Origin of the sequence: Rhizobium terricola (assembly GCF_012927355.1) — a bacterium.
Classification (GTDB): Bacteria; Pseudomonadota; Alphaproteobacteria; order Rhizobiales; family Rhizobiaceae; genus Allorhizobium; species Allorhizobium terricola.
In genome coordinates this window covers 783,231-802,207 of sequence record NZ_JABBGK010000001.1, presented here as the reverse complement: position 1 = coordinate 802,207, position 18,977 = coordinate 783,231, and the positions used below count along the sequence as shown (strand labels likewise).

The following is an 18,977-nucleotide window of genomic DNA, read 5'->3' as shown; positions in this document are numbered from 1 at the left end:
AGAGAGTTTGCGCATCGCGCCCGATGCGGCAATCGGACCAGGACGTTAAAAGTGAAGAAAAGCCGCCAGCCCAAGGCCCCGCGGATCGATATGACGCGCGCGACACAGCAGGTCTTTCATGCCCTGGCGGCCCCACCCCGCCGCGAGATCCTCAAGCATCTTGCCGCATCGGGCCTGACCGCCGGCGAGATTTCGTCGCGCTTCGACATGGCCAAACCCTCCATCTCGCAGCATCTGACCATTCTCGAAACCGCCGGCCTGATCAGCCGCGAGAAGCGCGGCCAGTTCGTCCACTATGCCCTCGTCCGGCAGACGCTCGCGGATGTGCTGACCGGCTTCATGGGTGACGTCGGCGCCCTGCCCCCTGCCCCCGAACTGGCGCCCGCCCCGGACGATGCCTCTTCAGAACCAGCGAAACCCACGCGCAAAGCAAAAGCCGCAACGACTGCCGACCCCGACGAAGCACCCGAGGAAAAGCCGCTGCCGACCCAGATGTCGATGTTCTGACAAAACTGGACCGGTCGCCGGGACCGACCCCGGTCCCGCAAACGAAAACGGGCGGCCCCATGAGCCGCCCGTTTGTTTTTCACACCATCGGTGATGGTATCACATGCCCTGCGAACCGCGGTTCATCGCGGCGATACCGGTGCGGCAGATCTCGTTGAGGCCGAGCGGCTTCAGGATCGCCACGAACTGGTCGATCTTCGACGACTTGCCGGTGATCTCGAAGATGAAGTGCTCGACGGTCGCGTCGACCACCTTGGCCTGGAAGGCGTCGGCAAGGCGAAGCGTCTCGGCCCGCGTCTCGCCCGACGATACCACTTTGATGAGAGCGACTTCCCGCTCGATCGGACGCTCCTGGCCGAGATCGCGGGCCCGCACCGTGAGATCGACCACCCGGTGGACCGGAATGATCCGCTCGAGCTGCGCCTTGATCTGTTCGAGCACGCTCGGCGTGCCGCGCGTGACGATGGTGATGCGCGACAGATGCGCCTCGTGCTCGGTTTCCGAGACGGTGAGGCTTTCGATGTTGTAGCCGCGCCCGGAAAACAGGCCGATGACGCGGGCTAGGACACCCGGTTCGTTGTCGACGAGGACCGATAGCGTGTGGCTTTCGACGGCAGCGGTTTCCTTCGCGATGAAATAGGCGGAACCGGTGGGCTGCTGATGTGCGTTCATGTGTCTCTTCCTGTTCCTGTCATCAAACCAGCTGGCGGCCCTTGGCGTCGATGGCGGTTGCGACCGCCTCGTCCGTGGCCTCGTCCGGCAGCAGCATTTCGTTGTGCGCCTTGCCCGACGGGATCATCGGGAAGCAGTTGGCCAGATTGGCGACGCGGCAGTCGAAGATCACCGGCTTCTTGACGTTGATCATCTCCATGATGGCATCGTCGAGATCGTCCGGCTTTTCGCAACGCAGGCCGACGGCACCATAGGCATCCGCCAGCTTGACGAAGTCCGGCAGCGCCTCGGTGTAGGAATGCGACAGCCGGTTGCCGTGCAGCAGCTGCTGCCACTGGCGCACCATCCCCATGTACTGGTTGTTGAGGATGAAGATTTTGACCGGCGCATTGTACTGCACCGCGCAGGACATTTCCTGGATGCACATCTGGATCGAGGCGTCGCCGGCGATGTCGATGACGAGGCTTTCCGGATGGGCGATCTGCACGCCGATCGCCGCCGGGAAGCCGTAGCCCATGGTGCCGAGGCCGCCCGAGGTCATCCAGCGGTTCGGCTGTTCGAAACCGAAATACTGTGCCGCCCACATCTGGTGCTGGCCGACTTCCGTGGTGATGTAGGTGTCGCGGCCCTGCGTCAGCGCCGACAGGCGCTCGATCGCATATTGCGGCATGATGACGTCCTTCGACGGCGTGTAGCCGAAGGAGTTGCGCGCGCGCCACCTGGTGATGCTTTCCTTCCACTCGGCGGTCTGGCCGGCCTCGGGCTTGTTGGGCTGTGCCCGCCACAGGCGGACCATGTCTTCCAGCACGTGACCGACGTCGCCGGTGATCGGAATGTCGACGCGGACGTTCTTGTTGATCGACGACGGATCGATGTCGATATGGATCTTCTTCGAGTTCGGCGAAAACGCGTTGAGGCGGCCGGTGATGCGGTCGTCGAAGCGCGCGCCGATGCAGACCATGACGTCGCAGTCATGCATCGCCATGTTGGCCTCGTAGGAACCGTGCATGCCCAGCATGCCGAGCCAGTTCTTGCCGGATGCCGGATAGGCGCCGAGGCCCATCAGCGTGGAGGTGATCGGGAAATCGGTGAGCTCGACCAGCTCGCGCAGCAGCTTGGAGGCTTCCAGCCCCGAATTGACCACGCCGCCACCCGAATAGATGATCGGACGGCGGGCATTCGCCATCAGCTCGACGGCGGCCCGGATCGCGTTGATGTCGCCCTGGACCTTCGGCTGGTAGCTCTTCTGGATCGCGTGGTTTTCCGGCGGGGTATAGGTGCCGGTGGCAAACTGGACATCCTTCGGCACGTCGACCAGAACGGGACCCGGGCGACCGGACTGGGCGATACGGAAGGCTTCATGGATGGTACGGGCGAGATCGTTGACGTCCTTGACCAGCCAGTTGTGCTTGGTGCAGGGCCGCGTGATGCCGACCGTGTCGCATTCCTGGAAGGCATCCGAACCGATCAGCGGGGTCGGGACCTGGCCGGAAATGCAGACGAGCGGAATGGAGTCCATAAGCGCATCCTGCAGCGGGGTCACCGCATTGGTGGCGCCGGGGCCGGAGGTGACGAGGACGACGCCGACCTTGCCGGTCGAGCGGGCATAGCCTTCGGCGGCGTGGCCGGCGCCCTGCTCATGGCGGACGAGGATGTGCTGGATTTCTTCCTGCTGGAAGATTTCGTCATAGATCGGCAGGACCGCACCGCCGGGATAGCCGAAAATGTGCTCGACCCCGTTGTCCTTCAACGCCTTCAGGACGATCTCGGCGCCCGTCATCTGATTGTCTTTGCCCGTCATGCTGTTTTCCATCTGCCTTTTGGATCGTGTTCAGGCTGCTCGCCCGGTTTTGGCCATAAAAAAAGGCTCCTTTGAGGAGCCTGTCATCTAGCGCATGGGTGGCTATCGCCGGATGGTTACACCATCCTGCCCATGCGCTTTCCCACCACAATAAGAACGATCGAATTTTTCATGGGGAGAATTGATAGACACAAATAAGGCAGGCGTCAACGCGCTCCTGTCCAAAAAACGGGCGATCTGCCCCGCCCGGATCAACAAGCGTCGCAAAATTCACGTCGCGGCTATACCTCCTGTTAAAACCTGCCCGGTTAAACTGTCGCAGACACAAGGAGTGTGTTTTGGCCGAACATGATCTTCAGCCCACCGTCAGCGCGGGCGAACAGGAACGCCGCGACCGGATGGCCGCGGGCAATCGCTTCCTCGGACGCGTCGTTGCCTGCAATGGCGCACGCGCCACGATTGCGGCTATCGCTGAAGGCGGTGGCACGGATCTGACCGAACTCTGGTCGGTCGGCCGGCTGATTTCGATCAGCGTCGGCGAAAACCGCGTCGTCGCGCTTGCCTACTCCATGCAGACCGGTTCGAAAAACTGGGGCGAACACGAGGACAACCGCATCCTCATCGAGGTCGAGCTGCTCGGCGAGGTCCACAAGGATCTCGACGGCTCGGAACGCTTCTCGACCGGCATCTCGCGCTATCCCTATCTCGGCGCCATCGCCCACCGCATCCGGGCGGCCGACCTGCTGCGCATCTATGACATCCGCAAGGGCGACACCGCGGTCATCGGCAAGCTGACGCAGGACGAGTCGATCGACGCGACCATCCACGTTCCCTCGATGCTGTCCAAGCATTTCGCCGTGGTCGGCTCGACCGGCGTCGGCAAGTCGACCGCCGTTTCGCTGCTGCTGCGCAAGGCGATCGAAAGCGACCCGAACCTCCGCGTCCTGATCCTCGACCCGCACAACGAATTCGCTGCCGCCTTCCCCGAGCACGCCGTCGTCATCGACACCGACACGCTCGACCTGCCCTTCTGGCTGATGCGGCTAGAGGAATTCGCCGAGGTGCTATTCCGCGGGCGTCCGCCGATCGCGGACGAACTCGACATCCTGCGCGACCTGATGCCGGAGGCCAAGCGCGCCTTCCGCGGCAACGAAAGCGCGCTGATGCGCCGCTCCGGCGACAAGAGCTCGATCACCGCCGATACCCCGGTGCCCTATCGCATGGCCGATCTTCTGGCGCTCATCGACGAACGCATCGGCCGCCTCGAGGGGCGCGGCGAAAAGCCGATCCTGCGGGCGCTGAAGATGCGCATCCTGTCGGCGATCAACGACCCGCGCTACCACTTCATGTTCTCCAACAACACGATCAGCGACACGATCATGGAGACGATCGCCCATATCTTCCGCATTCCGGGAGAAGATCGCCCCATCTCGACCTTCCAGCTGGCCGGCATCCCGTCGGAAGTGGTGAACTCGGTCGCCTCGGTTCTCTGCCGCATGGCCTTCGAACTGGCGCTGTGGTCGAACGGCGCAATCCACATGCTGGTCGTCTGCGAGGAAGCGCACCGCTACGTTCCCTCCGACCCCAATCTCGGCTTCTTCCCGACCCGCCAGGCGATCGCCCGCATCGCCAAGGAAGGCCGTAAATACGGGGTCTCGCTCGGCATCATCACCCAGCGTCCGGGCGAACTCGACCAGACCATCCTGTCGCAGTGCTCGACGCTGTTCGCCATGCGGCTCGCCAACGACCGCGACCAGGAAATCATCCGTTCCGCCATCCCGGATTCGTCGATCTCCACCACAAGCTTCATCTCCTCGATCGGCAACGGCGAGGCGATCGCATTCGGCGAGGCAATCGCCGTCCCGATGCGCATGCGCTTCGCCCGCGTCGAGGCCCACCAGCTCCCGAAGGCCAACAGCGCGGCGGTCAAGGCTTCCGAGGAAAGTCCGGACACGGTCGACCTGCGTACCATCGTCAATCGCATGCGCGCCATTGCCGGTCCCGACATCTCGGCCTTCCAGCAAAGCTTCGAGAACGCGCAGCGCATGGACGGCAACGACCCGCACGACGAGTTTCCCGACGACGGGACCGGCGACGATGAGGCCTATTTCGAAGCCGACGCGACGCCGCCCGCAGTCCACAACGCCATCGAAGCCGATCGACGCCAGCCGGCCGAACCGTGGCGCACGACGCCACCGCCCGCGCGCCAGCCGCTCGATCCGGAACCCTCAGCCCCGACCGCCCGTCAGTCCTTCACCCAGGACCTCACGCCGCCGATCGAACCCTATCGCCCGGACATGCTGCCGCGCTCGTCAGGTCTTCCGGAAGACCCCCGCTACGGCCGCCGTTTCGGCGATCGCACCGAAACCCCGCCGACCTCTTACGAACCGCGCCCTCAGCCACAGCCGAGCTTCGCCGGCCAGGACCAGCCAGGTTCGATCCGTCGCGAACCGGGCTCGTCGCTCCGCGAGAGCATCCTGAGAAAGCCACTGTCGAGCCTCTACCGGAAGGACTGAGGGCGGCAGCTAGCCGATCCGCTCCCAGCTTTCGTCCATCTGGTTGCGAAACCAGGTCATCTGCCGCTTGGCATATTGCCGGGTCGCCGCCGATGCCTGCTCGATCACCGCCTCGGGCGTCATCTCGCCCTTGAGCATCGCCGCAATCTGCGACACCCCGATCGCCTTCATCGCCGGCATGTCCGGGGCAAGCTTGAGCGCCAGCAGGGCCTCGACCTCCGCGACCGCCCCTTCGTCGAACATCGTCTCGAAACGCCGGTTGATCCGCGCATGAAGAAGCGCCCGGTCGGGCAGCACGACGATCTTGCGTGCCCGATGCGGATCGACGATCACCGGCCCGCCGCGCCCCTGGAATGCGGAAATCGACCGCCCGGTCGCCTCCAACACCTCCAGCGCACGAACGATGCGTTGCCCGTCCTGCGGGCCGAGTCGTTCGGCCATGGCAGGATCGCGCGCTTCCAATTCCCGATAAAGCCCTTCCGGCCCTTCGGCGGTCAGCCGGTCCCGGAGCCGCTGGCGGATTTCGGCCGGCACGGCCGGCATGTCGTCGAGGCCGCCGGTCAGCGCCTTGAAATAGAGGCCCGTCCCGCCGACGACGACCGGCATCACGCCGCGCCGCTTCATGTCGGCGATCACGTCGTCGGCCTGCCGCAGCCAGTCACCGGTCGAATAGGCGGTTCCCGCCGGCACATGTCCGTAGAGGTGATGCGGCACGCCCTCCATCTCCTCCGCCGACGGGCGTGCGGTCAGGACCCTCAGCGTGTCGTAGACCTGCATGCTGTCGGCATTGACCACCTCGCCGCCGTGGCGCCGTGCAAGCTCGAGCGCCAGAGCGGACTTGCCGCTGGCGGTCGGCCCGGTTATCAGGATCGCGTCGATCTCGTTTCCAGGATTTTCCATCATGGCCTTCGTTGCCACGCTTCTCGCCAATCCGTCAAATCCGATCCTCCGCCCGGCGCTTGCCGAGCGCGCCACCGAGACCCTCGGCGCTTCCGGCCTCTACTGGCTGGCCGATGGGATCGCCTGCGACATCGCCTTGCGGGATGGAACTGACGCAGCGGAAGCCGATGCGGTGCTGCGCGCCCTCGTCGCCGGGGAAAAGATTGACGTCGCCGTGCAGGACGCCGACAGCCGGCGAAAGAAATTCCTCATCGCCGACATGGATTCGACCATGATCGGCCAGGAATGCATCGACGAACTGGCCGCCGAAGTCGGCCTCAAGGACAAGGTGTCCGAAATCACCGCCCGGGCGATGAACGGCGAGATCGCCTTCGAGCCTGCCCTGCGCGAACGCGTCGCCCTTTTGAAAGGCCTGCCGATCAGCGTCGTCGGCGAGGTGATCGCCAAGCGCATCACGCTGACCTCCGGCGGTCCGGAACTGATCGCCACGATGAAGGCGAAAGGCCACTACACGGCCCTGGTATCCGGCGGCTTCACCGTCTTCACTGCCCCGATCGCCGCCCGTCTCGGCTTCCACGAGAATCGCGCCAACATCCTCCTCGAAAAGAACGGCCTTCTCACCGGCGAGGTCGCCGAACCCATCCTCGGCAAGCAGGCCAAGGTGGATGCGCTGGTCGACATCACCGCCCGGCTCGGCATCGACGTCGATGACGTCATCGCCGTGGGCGACGGCGCCAACGACCTCGGCATGCTGGAGCTCGCCGGTTCAGGCGTGGCGCTTCACGCGAAACCATCCGTTGCCGCCCAGGCCCGGATCCGCATCGACCATTCCGACCTGACCGCCCTTCTCTACCTCCAGGGCTATCGCAAGACGGACTTCGTCACTCCCTGAAAAGGCACCGGGCGCCATGGTCACGATCCTCGAAACGCCCCGGCTGACCTTGCGCAACTGGCGCGACGACGATCGCGATCTCTTCCGCGAGATCAACCGCGATGCGAAGGTGATGGAGTTCTTTCCGTTCCGCCGCTCCCATGAGGAAGCGGATCTGCTGCTCGACAAGGTCCGCCGCATGATCGACGAGACCGGCCTCGGTTTCTACGCGCTGGAATTGAAGGAGACGGCCGAACCCATCGGCTTCTGCGGCCTCTCCCTTGCCGGGCTGGCCCCGCTGTTTCCGCCGGATACGGTGGAGATCGGCTGGCGCCTTGCGACGCGCTTCTGGGGCAAGGGCTACGTGACCGAGGCGGCTACCGCCCTCCTCGCCCACGGCTTCAAGATCTTCCAGCTCGACGAGATCGTCGCCTTTGCGGTCGAGGGAAACAGACGATCGATCGCGGTGATGGAGCGGATCGGCATGCACCGCGAACCGGACGGTGATTTCGACCACCCTCGCGTGCCCGACAGCCATCCCCACCTCAAGCGCCATGTACTCTACCGCATCGCTGCGGAAGTGCGTCAGCGCTGAATGAACAGCAACCGCATCCAGATCGTCGCGCGGTTGCAATCCACGACAGTTACGTCGCGGATTTTCCGTGAAAATTCCGCATCTTGTTGGTTCATGCAACAAAAGCCGATCTTCGGATTCATTGGCCCTTAAGTTCCTTCGACTATTCTAATACGCATGAAAACCAGTCTCTCCCGGCCCTTTGACATGCTTCGTTCCGCGGGCGTCGCCTTCCTACGCCTCGGCGAGGCGGGACAGACGGAGTTCGAGGCGGGACGAATTCGCGCCGTGCGGCTCGCAGCCGTTCTGCGCAACACCCCCTGGATGATGGCCGCAAACCTCGCCAATGCGGCGGTTGCAATCGTCGCCCTCGTCGACAATCCGATGCATGTCTGGGTTCTCGTCTGGGCCGCCATGGTCACGGCAATCGCTCTCCTGACCGGCCTCCGCTGGTGGCAGAACAGGGATCGCCCGGAACGCGAGACAGCCTCCCTACGCGGTACCCGCCGCGCCGTGGTCTTCGCCGTCGTCACCAGCGGATTATGGGCCTGCCTGTCCGCGCTCTTCTACTATTATGCGACCGAACACCAGCGCCTCGTAATCATCGCCATCACGGTCGGCATGACCGGCGGCGGCGGGTTTGCGCTCGCGACGGTTCCTCCCGCGGCCATCGCCTTCAGCGCCATCATGGGCATCGGCTCGGCCTTCGCCATTGCCGAGGCAGGCGAGTTGATCGGGATGAATCTCTTCGCCCTTTACGTCGTCTACGCCGCCATCATCATCCGCTCGTCCTTCGCACTCTGCGACAGCCTGACGATCCGTGTCCGCGCCCAGTTGGCCGCCGACGAACAGCGCGACGTGATCGGCCTGCTGCTCAACGACTTCGAGGAAAATGCCGCGGACTGGCTATGGGGCCTCGACCGCAACCTCCTGCTCCGGCGCGCGTCGCCACGCTTCTTCGAAGAGGTCGCAACGGGCGAAGATAAGGTCTATGGCCGTCCTCTCTGGGAAGTCATGCCCTTCATGGACAACGGCCGCCGCTTCCTCACAGATGTCCACGGATCCGATGAACTGCGCCGGATATTGCATGATCACGCACCTTTCCGCGATTTCGAGATCTGCGTGGTGCGCGACGGCGAGCTCGGCGTGTGGTCACTGAGTGCCAAGCCGGTCTTCGACGGCAATGGTGCGTTCGTCGGCTTCCGCGGCGTCGGCCGCGACGTGACCCAGGCGCGCGAGGCGCGCGGTCGCATCGAATACATGGCGCGTCACGACAGCCTGACGGACGTCGGCAACCGGGTCCTGCTCAACGAGGATCTCGGCCGCGCCCTTTCCCGTCTGGAGCGTTTCAACGAGGGCTTTGCCGTCCTCCTGCTCGATCTCGATCGCTTCAAGCAAGTCAACGACACCCATGGTCACGGCGCCGGCGATGAGTTGCTGCGCGAGGTGGCCACGACCTTGAAGGCACTCTGCGGCGAAGGCGACACAATCGCCCGCCTCGGCGGCGACGAGTTCGCCATCATCCGGGCCGTCAGGGATGATCCTCGCGCCGCAGCCGAACTCGCCGACCGCGTCGTCAACGCTCTTTCCCAACCCTTCGTTCTCGCCTCGGGCACCGCGCGCATCGGCGTCAGCGTCGGCATCGCCTGCGCCCCGATCGACGGCCGGAACGCCGACACGCTCATTCGTCATGCCGACCTTGCGCTCTACCGGGCGAAGGGCGACGGGCGCAACCGTTACCGGTTCTTCGATACCTCGCTGGATGCGGCCGCCCGCCGTCGCAACGCGCTTGAGCAGGAACTGCGCGCCGCCGTTGCCGCCGACGCCCTTTCGCTTCACTTCCAGCCTCTGGTCGACAGCCGCTCCGGCGAGATCGTCTGCGCCGAGGCCTTGCTCCGCTGGAACCATCCCTCGCTGGGGTCCGTCAGCCCGGCCGAGTTCATCCCGATTGCCGAGGATATCGGTCTGATCGGCAGGATCGGCACCTGGGTCATCCGCAAGGGCTGCGAGACCGCCACTGCCTGGCCAGAGACCGTACGGCTCGCCGTCAACCTGTCGCCGCGCCAGTTCGGCACGCCGGGCCTCTTCACGATGATCGAATCCACCTTGCGCGAATGCGGATTGCCGCCGCGCCGGCTCGAACTCGAAGTCACCGAATCCCTGCTGCTCAACTCGGACAGCGCAGTCGAATCCACCCTCGCCGCCATCAAGGGGCTAGGCGTGCGCATCGCACTCGATGATTTCGGCACCGGTTACTCGTCGCTGAGCTACCTGCGACGCTACCGTTTCGACAAGCTCAAGATCGACCAGTCCTTCATCTCGGACATCGAGACCAATGCCGACAGCAGGGCAATCGTCGATGCCGTCATCCGGCTCGGCCGCGATCTCGGCGTCTCCCTGGCGGCGGAGGGAGTTGAAACCTCGGGTCAATATGAACTGCTGCGCCGCCTCGGCTGCGGAGAAATCCAGGGTTACCTTGTCGGCAAGCCCATGCCGGCTGCAGAACTGGAACGGCTGATGGATTCCCACCAGGCATGGGACGACGACCGCATCACCGCCTGATCGGCACGCATCCTATTCGAGGGGGATCGCCACGTGGCGCAGGTTGCCCTCGGCATCGGCGATCATCACATGCGCGCTGCGGCGCCCCTGGCTTTTCAGTGACGCGATGGTCTCACCGACATCTTCCGGCGCTTCCATGAACTCCTGCGCCACCTCGACGATCACCTGACCGGGCTTCAGGCCCTTCTCCGCCGCCGCCGACCCCGGCTTCACCGAGGTGATCACCACGCCCTCGACGCTCTCGGCAATCGAATAGGTCTTGCGGGCGGCATCATCGAGCACGCCGATGCCCAGACCAACCGCTTCGACGGCCCGAACCCCTTCCTGCGGATCGACCGGCGACTGCTGCTCGCCACCGTCATCCTCGGGAACCGCTTCCTCGCCGTCCTCGGGCGGCAGTACGTCGCTGCCCTCGCTTGCCGCGACCTCGGCAGCCTTGTCGTCCTCGAGCCGGCCGAGCTTGACCTTGACCGTCTCTTCCTTGCCGTCGCGCAGGATCTTGACCTCGACCTCCGAGCCGACCGCGCTCTCGGCGACCACGCGCATCAGATCGCGAGTCTCGTGGACCGCCTTGCCGTCGAAGGTGACGATGACGTCGCCGACCTTGATCGGCCCGTTCTCAACGGGACCGCCCTTGACGATGCCGCTCACCAGCGCCCCGCGCGCCTTGCCGATCTTGAGCCCGCCGGCCACCTCGTCGGTCACCGGCTGGATGCGCACGCCGAGCCAGCCCCGGCGCGTCTCGCCGAACTCGATCAGCTGCTTGATGACGTTTTCGGCGAGTTCCGTCGGCACGGAGAAACCGATGCCGATCGAGCCGCCGCTCGGCGAGATGATGGCCGTGTTGATGCCGATCACCTCACCCTTCATGTTGAACAGCGGACCGCCGGAATTGCCCTTGTTGATCGCGGCATCGGTCTGGATGAAATTGTCGTACGGGCCGGCATTGATGTTGCGGCCGCTCGCCGAGATGATGCCGACGGTCACCGAACCGCCAAGACCGAACGGGTTGCCGATCGCCATGACCCAGTCGCCGATGCGCATCTTGCGGGAATCGCCGAATTTCACCGCCGTGAGCGGCGCCGGCGGCTCGACCTTGAGCACCGAAAGGTCGGTCTTGGGATCCGTGCCGATCAGCTTCGCCTTCAGCTTCGAGCCGTCCGGAAAGATCGCCTCGATGTCGTCGGCATTCTCGATCACGTGATTGTTGGTGACGATGAAACCCTTCGGGTCGATGACGAAGCCCGAACCCAGCGAGTTGACCTTGTTGTTGCCGCCGTCGTCGCCGCGGTTCTTGAAGAAGTCTTCGAACAGCTCCTGGAAGGGCGATCCCTCCGGCACCTTCGGCACCGGCCCTTCGCCTTCTTCCTTGACGCTCTGCGAGGTGGAAATGTTGACCACGGCGCCGAGCAGGCCCTGCGCGAGATCGGCGACCGATTCGGGTCCCTGCGCCAGAGCGGGCACCGGCTGCGCCAGTGTTCCGAATGCCAGGGCCGTGCCGATCAGAAGCGCTGGAAGGAGCCTGCGGGACTGGGCGGTGGTCAGGGTCATGCGGTCTTCCTCTCGCGAACAGGCATGCTTTTTCGCCGAAGCATAAGGCGGAATGATGAAAGCGGAAATCAATTTCGCAGGAGCAGCAAGCCGGAAATCAGCCGCGCACCAGCCAGAACAGCCCGACGCCGAAGGTAACCGCGACGAGCCCCACAAGACGCAGCTGTTCCGGCGGAATGCCGGGCAGAAGCCGCGCCATCTGGACAAGAAAACGAGGGGCCAGTGCATAGACCAGCCCCTCGATGATCAGGAAGACGGCAAAACCTGCGAGCAGATCCGCCATGTCGCGCGTCAGTTCCCGGTTGCCGGAGCAACCGGTGCGGTGGCCGGCGGTGCGCCTTCGGCGTTCTTGAAGAAGCGGAAGAATTCCGAGTCCGGCGAGAGAACCATGGTGGTCCCCTTCTCGCTCAGCGCGCCCGTATAGGCCCGCATGGAGCGGTAGAACTCGAAGAAGGCTTCGTCCCGGGCAAAGGCCTCGCCGAAGATGCGGTTGCGTTCGGCGTCGCCCTGACCGCGCAGGATTTCCGAATCGCGCTGCGCTTCCGCCTGCAGCTCGACGACCTGGCGGTCGGCGATCGCCCGGCGGCGCTGGCCTTCTTCGTTACCGCGTGCGCGGATCAGTTCGGCTTCTGCCAGACGCTCGGCCTTCATGCGGTCGAAGGTCTGCTGCGAGACTTCCTGCGTCAGGTCGGTCCGGCGGATGCGGACGTCCGAGATGGTGATGCCGAGCGATTCCGCGTCGGTGCGCAGATCGTCGCGGACCTCCTGCATCATCGAAGCGCGGGCATCCGAAAGCGCGGCCTCGAAGCCACGCAGACCGTAGACCCGGCGCAGCGATGCATCGAGACGGGTGGTGAGACGCGCTTCCGCGGAATCCCGGTCACCCGAAACGGTCTCGCGGAACTTGCGGGCGTCGGTGATGCGGTAGACCACGAAGGCGTCGACCTCGTAGAACTTGCCGCCCGAGACCTGGACGCGGATGTTGTCGAGGTCGAAGCGAAGCGCCTGGTCCTCGACATACTGGACGCGGTCTGCATCGGCAAAGGCGAACGGCAGCTTGAAGTAGAGGCCGGGTTCGGTGTGGACCGCCTGGATCTGGCCGAAGCGCACGACGATCGCCTGCTGGCGCTCGTTGACGACGAAGATCGAGGAGTAGATCAGCAGCAGCAGCGCGGCAAAGCCGATCAGGGAAGCAGCGAGACGGTTCGACATGGTCAGTTGCCTCCCTGCTGGGTCTGGCCCATGCGGCCGATCTCATTCAGCGGGAGATAGGGCACGACGCCCTGCTTCTCGTCGATGATGACCTTGTTCGAATTCTTCAGGACCTGCTCCATGGTTTCGAGATAGAGGCGCTTGCGGGTCACGTCCGGCGCCTTGCTGTACTGGTCGTAGATGCTGATGAAGCGCTGCGCCTCACCTTCGGCCTCCTTGACGACACGATCCTTGTAGGCGGCTGCCTCTTCGCGGATCTGCGCCGCCTGGCCTCGAGCCTGACCGAGCTGCTGGTTGGCGTATTTGTTGGCTTCCTCGACGAAACGGTCCTCGTCCTGCTCGGCGCGCTGGACCTCGTCGAAGGCGTCGGCCACTTCGCGCGGCGGTGCGGCATCCTCGATGGCGACCGCATTGATCGAGATGCCGGCGCCGTATGCGTCCATGGTGCCCTGGATGATACCCTTCACGTCCGCCGCGATCTGCTGGCGGGCGTCACGGAAGATGTCCTGGGCAGGACGGCGGCCGACCACTTCGCGCATGGCGCTTTCGGCGACCTGCTGCAGGGTGAGCTGCGGCGACTCGATGTTGAACAGGAAGGCCTTCGGGTCGCTGACCGTGAAGAGCACCGAGAACTGCACATTGACGATGTTCTGGTCGCCCGAAAGCATCAGGCCGGCGCTCGACGACGACGACGCCTTGGCGCCGACATTCTGCTGCTGTTCCGTCACCTTGACGATCTCGACGGTTTCGAGCGGCCACAGGTGGAAATGCAGGCCCGGCAGCGAGACCTCGTCCTTCGGCTTGCCGAAGCGCAGCTCGACGCCGCGTTCGTCCGGTTGGACGGTGTAGATGGCCTGGATGGCCCAGAAGCCGACGAGCACGATCGCAAGCAGCGCGATCACGCCGCCGTTGAAGCCGCCGGGAACGATGTTCTTCAGCCGGTCCTGTCCGCGACGGATCAGGTCCTCGAGATCGGGGGGCGTGTTGCCGCCACCGCCGCCGCGCGGCCGGTTCGGCCCCTGCCCCCAGGGGCCCTGATTATTTCCACCGCCGCCGCCGCCCCATGGGCCGCCGCCGTTCTGATTGCTCCAGGGCATTCATACCTCTTTGACTGTTGTCTCTCCCGATCCGTTTGCAATGCCGGCAAGGGCCCTGCCCGGACGTCTGATCCGTTATAGGTATCGGCAGAAGGGCTTTCAACGGAAAGCACTTAACTTCTTCGAGAGTTCTGGGAAATAATACGTTATGTCGCGGCGCGGCGGCGATAGATCGCGTAGCGGGTCGGATAATTGTCCTTCTCGCCGGCGGGGACCGCCGTCTCCTCGACCTTTTCGAACACCGCCGGGTCGATTTCCGGAAAAACCGTGTCACCCTCGGGCTCTGCCTCGACATGCGTGACGTAGAGCGTGTCGGCGAAGGCCATCGCCTGACGGTAGATCTCGCCGCCGCCGGCGACGCAGACTTCGCCGACATTGAGCTCTCTGGCGATCGCTCTGGCGCGCTCGAGACCCGCCTCGAGGCTGTCGACCACTTCGACGCCCTCGGCCTCGATCTTTGCACTGCGACTGACGATCACATGCGGCCGTCCCGGCAGGGGCTTGCCGCCGACCGACTCGAAGGTCTTGCGGCCCATGACGAGCGGCTTGCCGAGCGTCAGCGCCTTGAACCGCTTGAGATCGGTGGAGAGCTTCCACGGCATGTCGCCGTCCCGGCCGATGACCCGGTTCGCCGCCATGGCGACGACGATGACGATTTTCGGATCGGCCATGCCTGCTCTTCCCCCTGCCCCGTCGCCTCAGACCGCGATCGGCGCCTTGATGCTCGCATCCGCCTCGTAGCCTTCGAGGCTAAAGTCCTCGAAAGTAAAGGCGAACAGGTCCTTGACCTCGGGATTGAGCCGCATCACCGGAAGCACCTTCGGGCTGCGCGACAGCTGCAGCTCGGCCTGCTCGAAGTGGTTGGCATAGAGATGCGCGTCGCCCAGCGTGTGGATAAAGTCGCCGGGCTTCAACCCCGTCACCTGCGCCACCATCAGCGTCAGCAGGGCATAGGAGGCGATGTTGAACGGCACGCCAAGGAAGATGTCGGCCGAACGTTGGTAGAGCTGGCACGACAGCCGGCCGTCCGCCACGTAGAACTGGAACAGGCAGTGGCAGGGCGGCAGCGCCATCTCGTCGACTTCCGCCGGGTTCCAGGCGGATACGATGTGGCGGCGCGAATTCGGGTTCTTGGTGATGCTCTCGATGAGCTTGGCGATCTGGTCGATATGGCCGCCCTTGCCGTCCGGCCAGGACCGCCATTGCGCACCGTAGACCGGCCCGAGATCGCCGTTCTCGTCTGCCCATTCGTCCCAGATGGTCACGCCGTTCTGCTTGAGATAGGCGATGTTGGTCTCGCCCTTCAGGAACCACAACAGCTCGTGGATGATCGACTTGAGATGCAGCTTCTTGGTCGTGGTGACCGGAAACCCTTGCGAAAGGTCGAAGCGCATCTGGTAGCCGAAGATCGAGCGCGTCCCCGTCCCGGTGCGATCGCCCCGGTCCGAGCCCGTCTCCATCACGTGACGCAAGAGGTCGAGATATTGCTTCATGAAGGTGCCGCCGATTCCTGTTCGGCGGCAATGTAGCGTCCCGGGACGGCAGAACCAAGCCGCCCGGGTGGTTTTCCAAGGTGGCGTCAGAGGTCGCCGAGCTTGCCGAGCTCCTTGGCCACGAGATAATAGAAGGTCACGCGCGACTTGCTCTTGTCAGCCTTCATCGCGGCGCAGACCGCATCGACGGCCTTGTCGGCCGCCTCGCCGGTCACGCCGAGCTTCTTGCCGCACCATTTTTCCTTGACGCGGTCGAGTTCCGCCGGATCTGAGGCAGAAACCAGGGAGGAATCCCGGTTGCGAAGGGCGATGCCCAGGTGACGCACGATCTTGTTGACCACCGCCTCGTCGGCGCCGGCATCGTAAAGCTTCACATCTGCGAGATAGTCCGTCATGGCCTGTCCTTTCGCTCGGTTACGGGCGTCTCATGCGCGCCCGCTTGATAAGCAGAATGTGAGAGGCCGCCGGGACCGTCAAGCGGCAGGGATCACGCGGAAAGACCTGCGGGCGAGAAAATACCGTCGCCAATTGCCTTTTCGCAAGGGACCGGAGAAGAAAGTGGGATGCCGGACCGTCCGGCGTCCGGCCCGAACGCGGAAGACAGTCGAAATGGCCTCCAGATGGATGATGTCGGCGTTCGTGATGACGCTGCTGATGATGGCGCTTCCCGAAGCCCGCGCGCAATCGCCCGCCCCGGCCCATCTCCTCGGGACTTGGCGCCAGGCCGGAGACGGCCAGGAGACCGCCTGCCGCGTGGAACTCGAAGGCGTCTCCCGCGCCGGCCTCTTCGCCGCACGGGCGGCAAGGTGCCACGGCCCTCTGGCGACCGTGCGCGGTTGGGCGCCCGACCGCAATGGCTTCGTGCTGTTCGACGGCGCCGGCCGACCGGTCGTCAGCCTCACACCCGCCCGCGGCCTGATGGCGGGCCGGCTGGCGGACGGCTCTCTCCTCGTCATGCGGCGGTCGGATTTGGGCAAGAACGGAGCGACGAAATCTCTTCGATGACGGAACGATGACACCCCTTTTCATCGCGATACGAAACACCTATATGTCTCTTGCCGGTCTTCGGGTCGGCTATGGCAATAAATGGTCGGTGTAATAAACCTATTGGACCCGGGGGCGGTACCCGGCGCCTCCACCAAAAACCGGTCGGTCTCGGAAGGCCGGCTTTTGATGGGGGCGAAATAGGATCGACAAGGGCGTAAAGATCGTACTTTTGCTCGGCATGATACCGCCGTTATCGGGTCACAAGTGTAGTTGCAAACGACAACAACGCTAAGGGTTATGCTCTCGCTGCCTAATGGCGGTGCGGGAAATCCGAACCAAGTCCTCTAGGTTAGCCCCTTGAGGCGGGGTCCGAAGGCACCTGGCAACAGAAGCCTTCACCTTCCCTCCTTTGCCTACCCACCTATCTGAAAATCATGTAATATGCCGGTCATGACTCGTGGCCGGGGGGCTTTCCCCGTGTCGGTCGCCATGGCATATAGCCGCGGCAAGACATGAAGCAAGAGAAAGACAGGATCATATGGGGCAGGACCATATTCGCTACGACATTCTGGCTCAGGACGCGCTGCGCGGTGTTATCCGCAAGGTTTTGACCGAAGTCGCTGCCACCGGTCGTCTTCCGGGTGAACACCACTTCTTCATCACCTTCCTGACCGGCGCGCCGGGCGTGCGCATCTCGCAGCACCTCAAGGCCAAGTATGCCGAGCAGATGACCATCGTCATCCAGCACCAGTTCTGGGACCTCAAGATCACCGACAGCCAGTTCGAGATCGGCCTTTCCTTCTCCGACACCCCGGAAAAGCTGGTCATCCCGTTCAACGCCATCCGCGGCTTCTACGATCCGTCCGTCAATTTCGAGCTGGAATTCGACGTTCCGCTGGCGGACGAGGACGAGGAAGGTGCCGAGATCACCGCCTACCCGGTTTCGGCCGTCGAGCGCGGCGAGGAACAGACAGAAGCCAAGGCCGGCGACGAGGAAAAGAAGCCGGGCTCGGTGGTTTCGCTCGACGCATTCCGCAAGAAGCACTGATCCCGGACTTTTCGCGCGCCGCCATCGGCGCGCCTCCGGGTATCGGGGGAGACAGGCATCGAGGACAAGGCCATGAGCGCAGACGTCGTCAATCTCCGCCAGTTCCGCAAGTCGAAGGCCCGCTCGGAAAAGGAAAAGCAGGCCGATCAGAATCGCATCACCTTCGGCCGCACCAAGGCGGAGAAGGAATTGACGCGCGCACTCAACGAAAAGGCTGAGAAGTCGCTCGACCAGGGACGCCTCGACAAGCCCGAGGGCGAATGACCGGACGGGCAAAAGCGATTCCCGATCAAGGATCTGCAGGCGTTTTCGGAATCAGTTTGGCAGGAACCCGGTTCGCTTCTTGAAAGCGGAGCTTCACGATGATCCGAAAGCATTCGATCACGCTGCATGGCCACCGCACCAGCTTCTCGCTGGAGGAGCCCTTCTGGCAGGAACTGACCGTCATCGCAGCGGCCCGCACGATGCCGCTCGCCGCCCTCGTCACCGAAGTCGACGAAGCACGCGATCCCCGCACCAACCTCTCTTCCGCCATTCGCCTTTACGTCCTGGCGCACCTCAAGGCAGCCGCCAAAAGCTGACCCGAAACATGACGGACGCAATCAATTATTAACGGATTAGGCAGTACGCTACAGATGCCGGACGATAATTGTTTCGATGTCCATCTTTTAATTGAGGCGATGTAGCGCGTAACTGCCCTTCGAAACGCGCGCCTTGGCACGAAAAGCTCTTTTTATAGGGATCCTGTTATGGTCAGCGCAGTTTCATCCACCTCTTCCACGACTTCGATCGACACGTCTTCGAGCGGGTCAAGCATTGCCGCTCTCAAGTCTTCCGTCGCCAAGCTCGAAAAGCAGATCTCCACCAAGGAAGAATCGCTCTCCAGCGCCGAAACCGCCGACGAGAAGAGTGAAATCTCCGAGGAATTGACCTCGCTTCGCGCCGAACTCGCCAAGGCCCAGGCCGCTCTTACCGAGGCCCAGGCCGCAGAAAAGGCATCCGGAAAGTCCGAGACGCCGGAAGAGGGTGCGGCCGCCCTGTTGTCCGGCGAAAGCGAAACCATCGGCACCGGCAAGTTCGACGAGGAAACACCCTTCGGCGAGCGCTACGCCTACGTCTGATCGCCGGATCGTCTTCTTGATGCCAGGGGCGGCCGGAAACGGCCGCTTTTCTTATGCGCGTTCGG

20 protein-coding genes and 1 other RNA gene are annotated in these 18,977 nt (G+C 63.8%); 11 read left to right on the top strand and 10 right to left on the bottom strand.

Going from position 1 to position 18,977, the window contains the following annotated elements; genetic code table 11:
• The first annotated feature begins 51 nt into the window (after positions 1–51).
• Positions 52–507 carry a metalloregulator ArsR/SmtB family transcription factor gene (locus HHL25_RS23675; protein WP_315853018.1) on the top strand — a complete coding sequence of 152 codons (456 nt, stop codon included), beginning with the start codon at positions 52–54 and terminating at the stop codon, positions 505–507.
• A gap of 99 nt (positions 508–606) precedes the next feature.
• Here the strand turns inward: HHL25_RS23675 and ilvN are convergent, their stop codons facing one another.
• Positions 607–1,179, bottom strand: coding sequence for an acetolactate synthase small subunit (gene ilvN / locus HHL25_RS03690; RefSeq protein ID WP_169587382.1), 573 nt, complete (start codon positions 1,177–1,179; stop codon positions 607–609).
• Positions 1,180–1,201: 22 nt separating this feature from the next.
• Entirely contained in the window at positions 1,202–2,980 is a 1,779-nt protein-coding gene (locus HHL25_RS03685) for an acetolactate synthase 3 large subunit (protein ID WP_169587380.1), read from the bottom strand.
• Between the two features lie 398 nt (positions 2,981–3,378).
• Between HHL25_RS03685 and HHL25_RS03680 the strand changes: the two genes are divergently transcribed.
• Entirely contained in the window at positions 3,379–5,496 is a 2,118-nt protein-coding gene (locus HHL25_RS03680; RefSeq protein WP_205927775.1) for an ATP-binding protein, read from the top strand.
• Positions 5,497–5,505: 9 nt separating this feature from the next.
• Here HHL25_RS03680 and miaA read toward each other — a convergent pair whose 3' ends face one another.
• The gene (miaA, locus tag HHL25_RS03675; protein WP_169587376.1) at positions 5,506–6,396 is read right to left on the bottom strand and encodes a tRNA (adenosine(37)-N6)-dimethylallyltransferase MiaA; all 891 of its coding nucleotides are present in this window, start codon (positions 6,394–6,396) and stop codon (positions 5,506–5,508) included.
• A gap of 1 nt (position 6,397) precedes the next feature.
• Between miaA and serB the strand changes: the two genes are divergently transcribed.
• The 3 genes from serB (at position 6,398) to HHL25_RS03660 (ending at position 10,403) form a co-directional block, all read left to right on the top strand.
• Complete coding sequence (gene serB, locus HHL25_RS03670) at positions 6,398–7,288, top strand: phosphoserine phosphatase SerB (protein WP_169587374.1); 891 nt, start codon at positions 6,398–6,400, stop codon at positions 7,286–7,288.
• 16 nt (positions 7,289–7,304) lie between these two features.
• Positions 7,305–7,862, top strand: a complete 558-nt coding sequence (locus HHL25_RS03665; RefSeq protein ID WP_169587372.1) for a GNAT family N-acetyltransferase — start codon at positions 7,305–7,307, stop codon at positions 7,860–7,862.
• 186 nt (positions 7,863–8,048) lie between these two features.
• Complete coding sequence (locus tag HHL25_RS03660; protein WP_246701678.1) at positions 8,049–10,403, top strand: putative bifunctional diguanylate cyclase/phosphodiesterase; 2,355 nt, start codon at positions 8,049–8,051, stop codon at positions 10,401–10,403.
• A 12-nt stretch (positions 10,404–10,415) separates the two neighbouring features.
• On the opposite strand, the gene HHL25_RS03655 is transcribed toward HHL25_RS03660, so the two are convergent.
• The 7 genes from HHL25_RS03655 to HHL25_RS03625 all read right to left on the bottom strand — a co-directional run bounded on the left by HHL25_RS03655 (position 10,416) and on the right by HHL25_RS03625 (position 16,151).
• Complete coding sequence (locus tag HHL25_RS03655; RefSeq protein WP_169587368.1) at positions 10,416–11,954, bottom strand: Do family serine endopeptidase; 1,539 nt, start codon at positions 11,952–11,954, stop codon at positions 10,416–10,418.
• Positions 11,955–12,051: 97 nt separating this feature from the next.
• A complete protein-coding gene (locus HHL25_RS03650) occupies positions 12,052–12,237 on the bottom strand; it encodes a DUF2065 domain-containing protein (RefSeq protein WP_169587366.1) in 186 nt (61 codons plus the stop codon).
• 8 nt (positions 12,238–12,245) lie between these two features.
• A complete protein-coding gene (gene hflC, locus HHL25_RS03645; protein WP_169587364.1) occupies positions 12,246–13,166 on the bottom strand; it encodes a protease modulator HflC in 921 nt (306 codons plus the stop codon).
• A 2-nt stretch (positions 13,167–13,168) separates the two neighbouring features.
• Positions 13,169–14,263, bottom strand: coding sequence for an FtsH protease activity modulator HflK (gene hflK / locus HHL25_RS03640; RefSeq protein WP_169587362.1), 1,095 nt, complete (start codon positions 14,261–14,263; stop codon positions 13,169–13,171).
• 146 nt (positions 14,264–14,409) lie between these two features.
• Complete coding sequence (locus HHL25_RS03635; RefSeq protein ID WP_169587360.1) at positions 14,410–14,934, bottom strand: dihydrofolate reductase; 525 nt, start codon at positions 14,932–14,934, stop codon at positions 14,410–14,412.
• Between the two features lie 27 nt (positions 14,935–14,961).
• Complete coding sequence (locus tag HHL25_RS03630; protein ID WP_169587357.1) at positions 14,962–15,756, bottom strand: thymidylate synthase; 795 nt, start codon at positions 15,754–15,756, stop codon at positions 14,962–14,964.
• 86 nt (positions 15,757–15,842) lie between these two features.
• On the bottom strand, positions 15,843–16,151 hold the full coding sequence (locus HHL25_RS03625; protein ID WP_169587355.1) for a DUF2853 family protein: 309 nt from the start codon (positions 16,149–16,151) through the stop codon (positions 15,843–15,845).
• Positions 16,152–16,365: 214 nt separating this feature from the next.
• Here HHL25_RS03625 and HHL25_RS03620 point away from each other — a divergent pair, with 214 nt between their 5' ends.
• The 6 genes from HHL25_RS03620 to HHL25_RS03595 all read left to right on the top strand — a co-directional run bounded on the left by HHL25_RS03620 (position 16,366) and on the right by HHL25_RS03595 (position 18,912).
• On the top strand, positions 16,366–16,761 hold the full coding sequence (locus HHL25_RS03620) for an AprI/Inh family metalloprotease inhibitor (protein WP_169587353.1): 396 nt from the start codon (positions 16,366–16,368) through the stop codon (positions 16,759–16,761).
• Between the two features lie 13 nt (positions 16,762–16,774).
• Positions 16,775–17,143, top strand: a transfer-messenger RNA (tmRNA) gene (gene ssrA, locus HHL25_RS03615).
• 138 nt (positions 17,144–17,281) lie between these two features.
• Positions 17,282–17,791, top strand: a complete 510-nt coding sequence (locus HHL25_RS03610; protein ID WP_169587351.1) for an SspB family protein — start codon at positions 17,282–17,284, stop codon at positions 17,789–17,791.
• Between the two features lie 72 nt (positions 17,792–17,863).
• Positions 17,864–18,055 carry a DUF4169 family protein gene (locus HHL25_RS03605; RefSeq protein ID WP_169587349.1) on the top strand — a complete coding sequence of 64 codons (192 nt, stop codon included), beginning with the start codon at positions 17,864–17,866 and terminating at the stop codon, positions 18,053–18,055.
• Positions 18,056–18,153: 98 nt separating this feature from the next.
• On the top strand, positions 18,154–18,372 hold the full coding sequence (locus HHL25_RS03600; protein WP_169587347.1) for a ribbon-helix-helix domain-containing protein: 219 nt from the start codon (positions 18,154–18,156) through the stop codon (positions 18,370–18,372).
• A 168-nt stretch (positions 18,373–18,540) separates the two neighbouring features.
• On the top strand, positions 18,541–18,912 hold the full coding sequence (locus HHL25_RS03595) for a FlxA-like family protein (protein WP_169587345.1): 372 nt from the start codon (positions 18,541–18,543) through the stop codon (positions 18,910–18,912).
• Positions 18,913–18,977: the final 65 nt, after the last annotated feature.

Coding starts and splice junctions, on each gene's coding strand:
- ilvN (WP_169587382.1), bottom strand. CDS start 1,179: ATGAACGCACATCAGCAGCCCACCGGTTCCGCCTATTTCATCGCGAAG.
- HHL25_RS03685 (WP_169587380.1), bottom strand. CDS start 2,980: ATGACGGGCAAAGACAATCAGATGACGGGCGCCGAGATCGTCCTGAAG.
- HHL25_RS03680 (WP_205927775.1), top strand. CDS start 3,379: ATGGCCGCGGGCAATCGCTTCCTCGGACGCGTCGTTGCCTGCAATGGC.
- miaA (WP_169587376.1), bottom strand. CDS start 6,396: ATGGAAAATCCTGGAAACGAGATCGACGCGATCCTGATAACCGGGCCG.
- serB (WP_169587374.1), top strand. CDS start 6,398: ATGGCCTTCGTTGCCACGCTTCTCGCCAATCCGTCAAATCCGATCCTC.
- HHL25_RS03665 (WP_169587372.1), top strand. CDS start 7,305: ATGGTCACGATCCTCGAAACGCCCCGGCTGACCTTGCGCAACTGGCGC.
- HHL25_RS03660 (WP_246701678.1), top strand. CDS start 8,049: ATGCTTCGTTCCGCGGGCGTCGCCTTCCTACGCCTCGGCGAGGCGGGA.
- HHL25_RS03655 (WP_169587368.1), bottom strand. CDS start 11,954: ATGACCCTGACCACCGCCCAGTCCCGCAGGCTCCTTCCAGCGCTTCTG.
- HHL25_RS03650 (WP_169587366.1), bottom strand. CDS start 12,237: ATGGCGGATCTGCTCGCAGGTTTTGCCGTCTTCCTGATCATCGAGGGG.
- hflC (WP_169587364.1), bottom strand. CDS start 13,166: ATGTCGAACCGTCTCGCTGCTTCCCTGATCGGCTTTGCCGCGCTGCTG.
- hflK (WP_169587362.1), bottom strand. CDS start 14,263: ATGCCCTGGAGCAATCAGAACGGCGGCGGCCCATGGGGCGGCGGCGGC.
- HHL25_RS03635 (WP_169587360.1), bottom strand. CDS start 14,934: ATGGCCGATCCGAAAATCGTCATCGTCGTCGCCATGGCGGCGAACCGG.
- HHL25_RS03630 (WP_169587357.1), bottom strand. CDS start 15,756: ATGAAGCAATATCTCGACCTCTTGCGTCACGTGATGGAGACGGGCTCG.
- HHL25_RS03625 (WP_169587355.1), bottom strand. CDS start 16,151: ATGACGGACTATCTCGCAGATGTGAAGCTTTACGATGCCGGCGCCGAC.
- HHL25_RS03620 (WP_169587353.1), top strand. CDS start 16,366: ATGGCCTCCAGATGGATGATGTCGGCGTTCGTGATGACGCTGCTGATG.
- HHL25_RS03610 (WP_169587351.1), top strand. CDS start 17,282: ATGGGGCAGGACCATATTCGCTACGACATTCTGGCTCAGGACGCGCTG.
- HHL25_RS03605 (WP_169587349.1), top strand. CDS start 17,864: ATGAGCGCAGACGTCGTCAATCTCCGCCAGTTCCGCAAGTCGAAGGCC.
- HHL25_RS03600 (WP_169587347.1), top strand. CDS start 18,154: ATGATCCGAAAGCATTCGATCACGCTGCATGGCCACCGCACCAGCTTC.
- HHL25_RS03595 (WP_169587345.1), top strand. CDS start 18,541: ATGGTCAGCGCAGTTTCATCCACCTCTTCCACGACTTCGATCGACACG.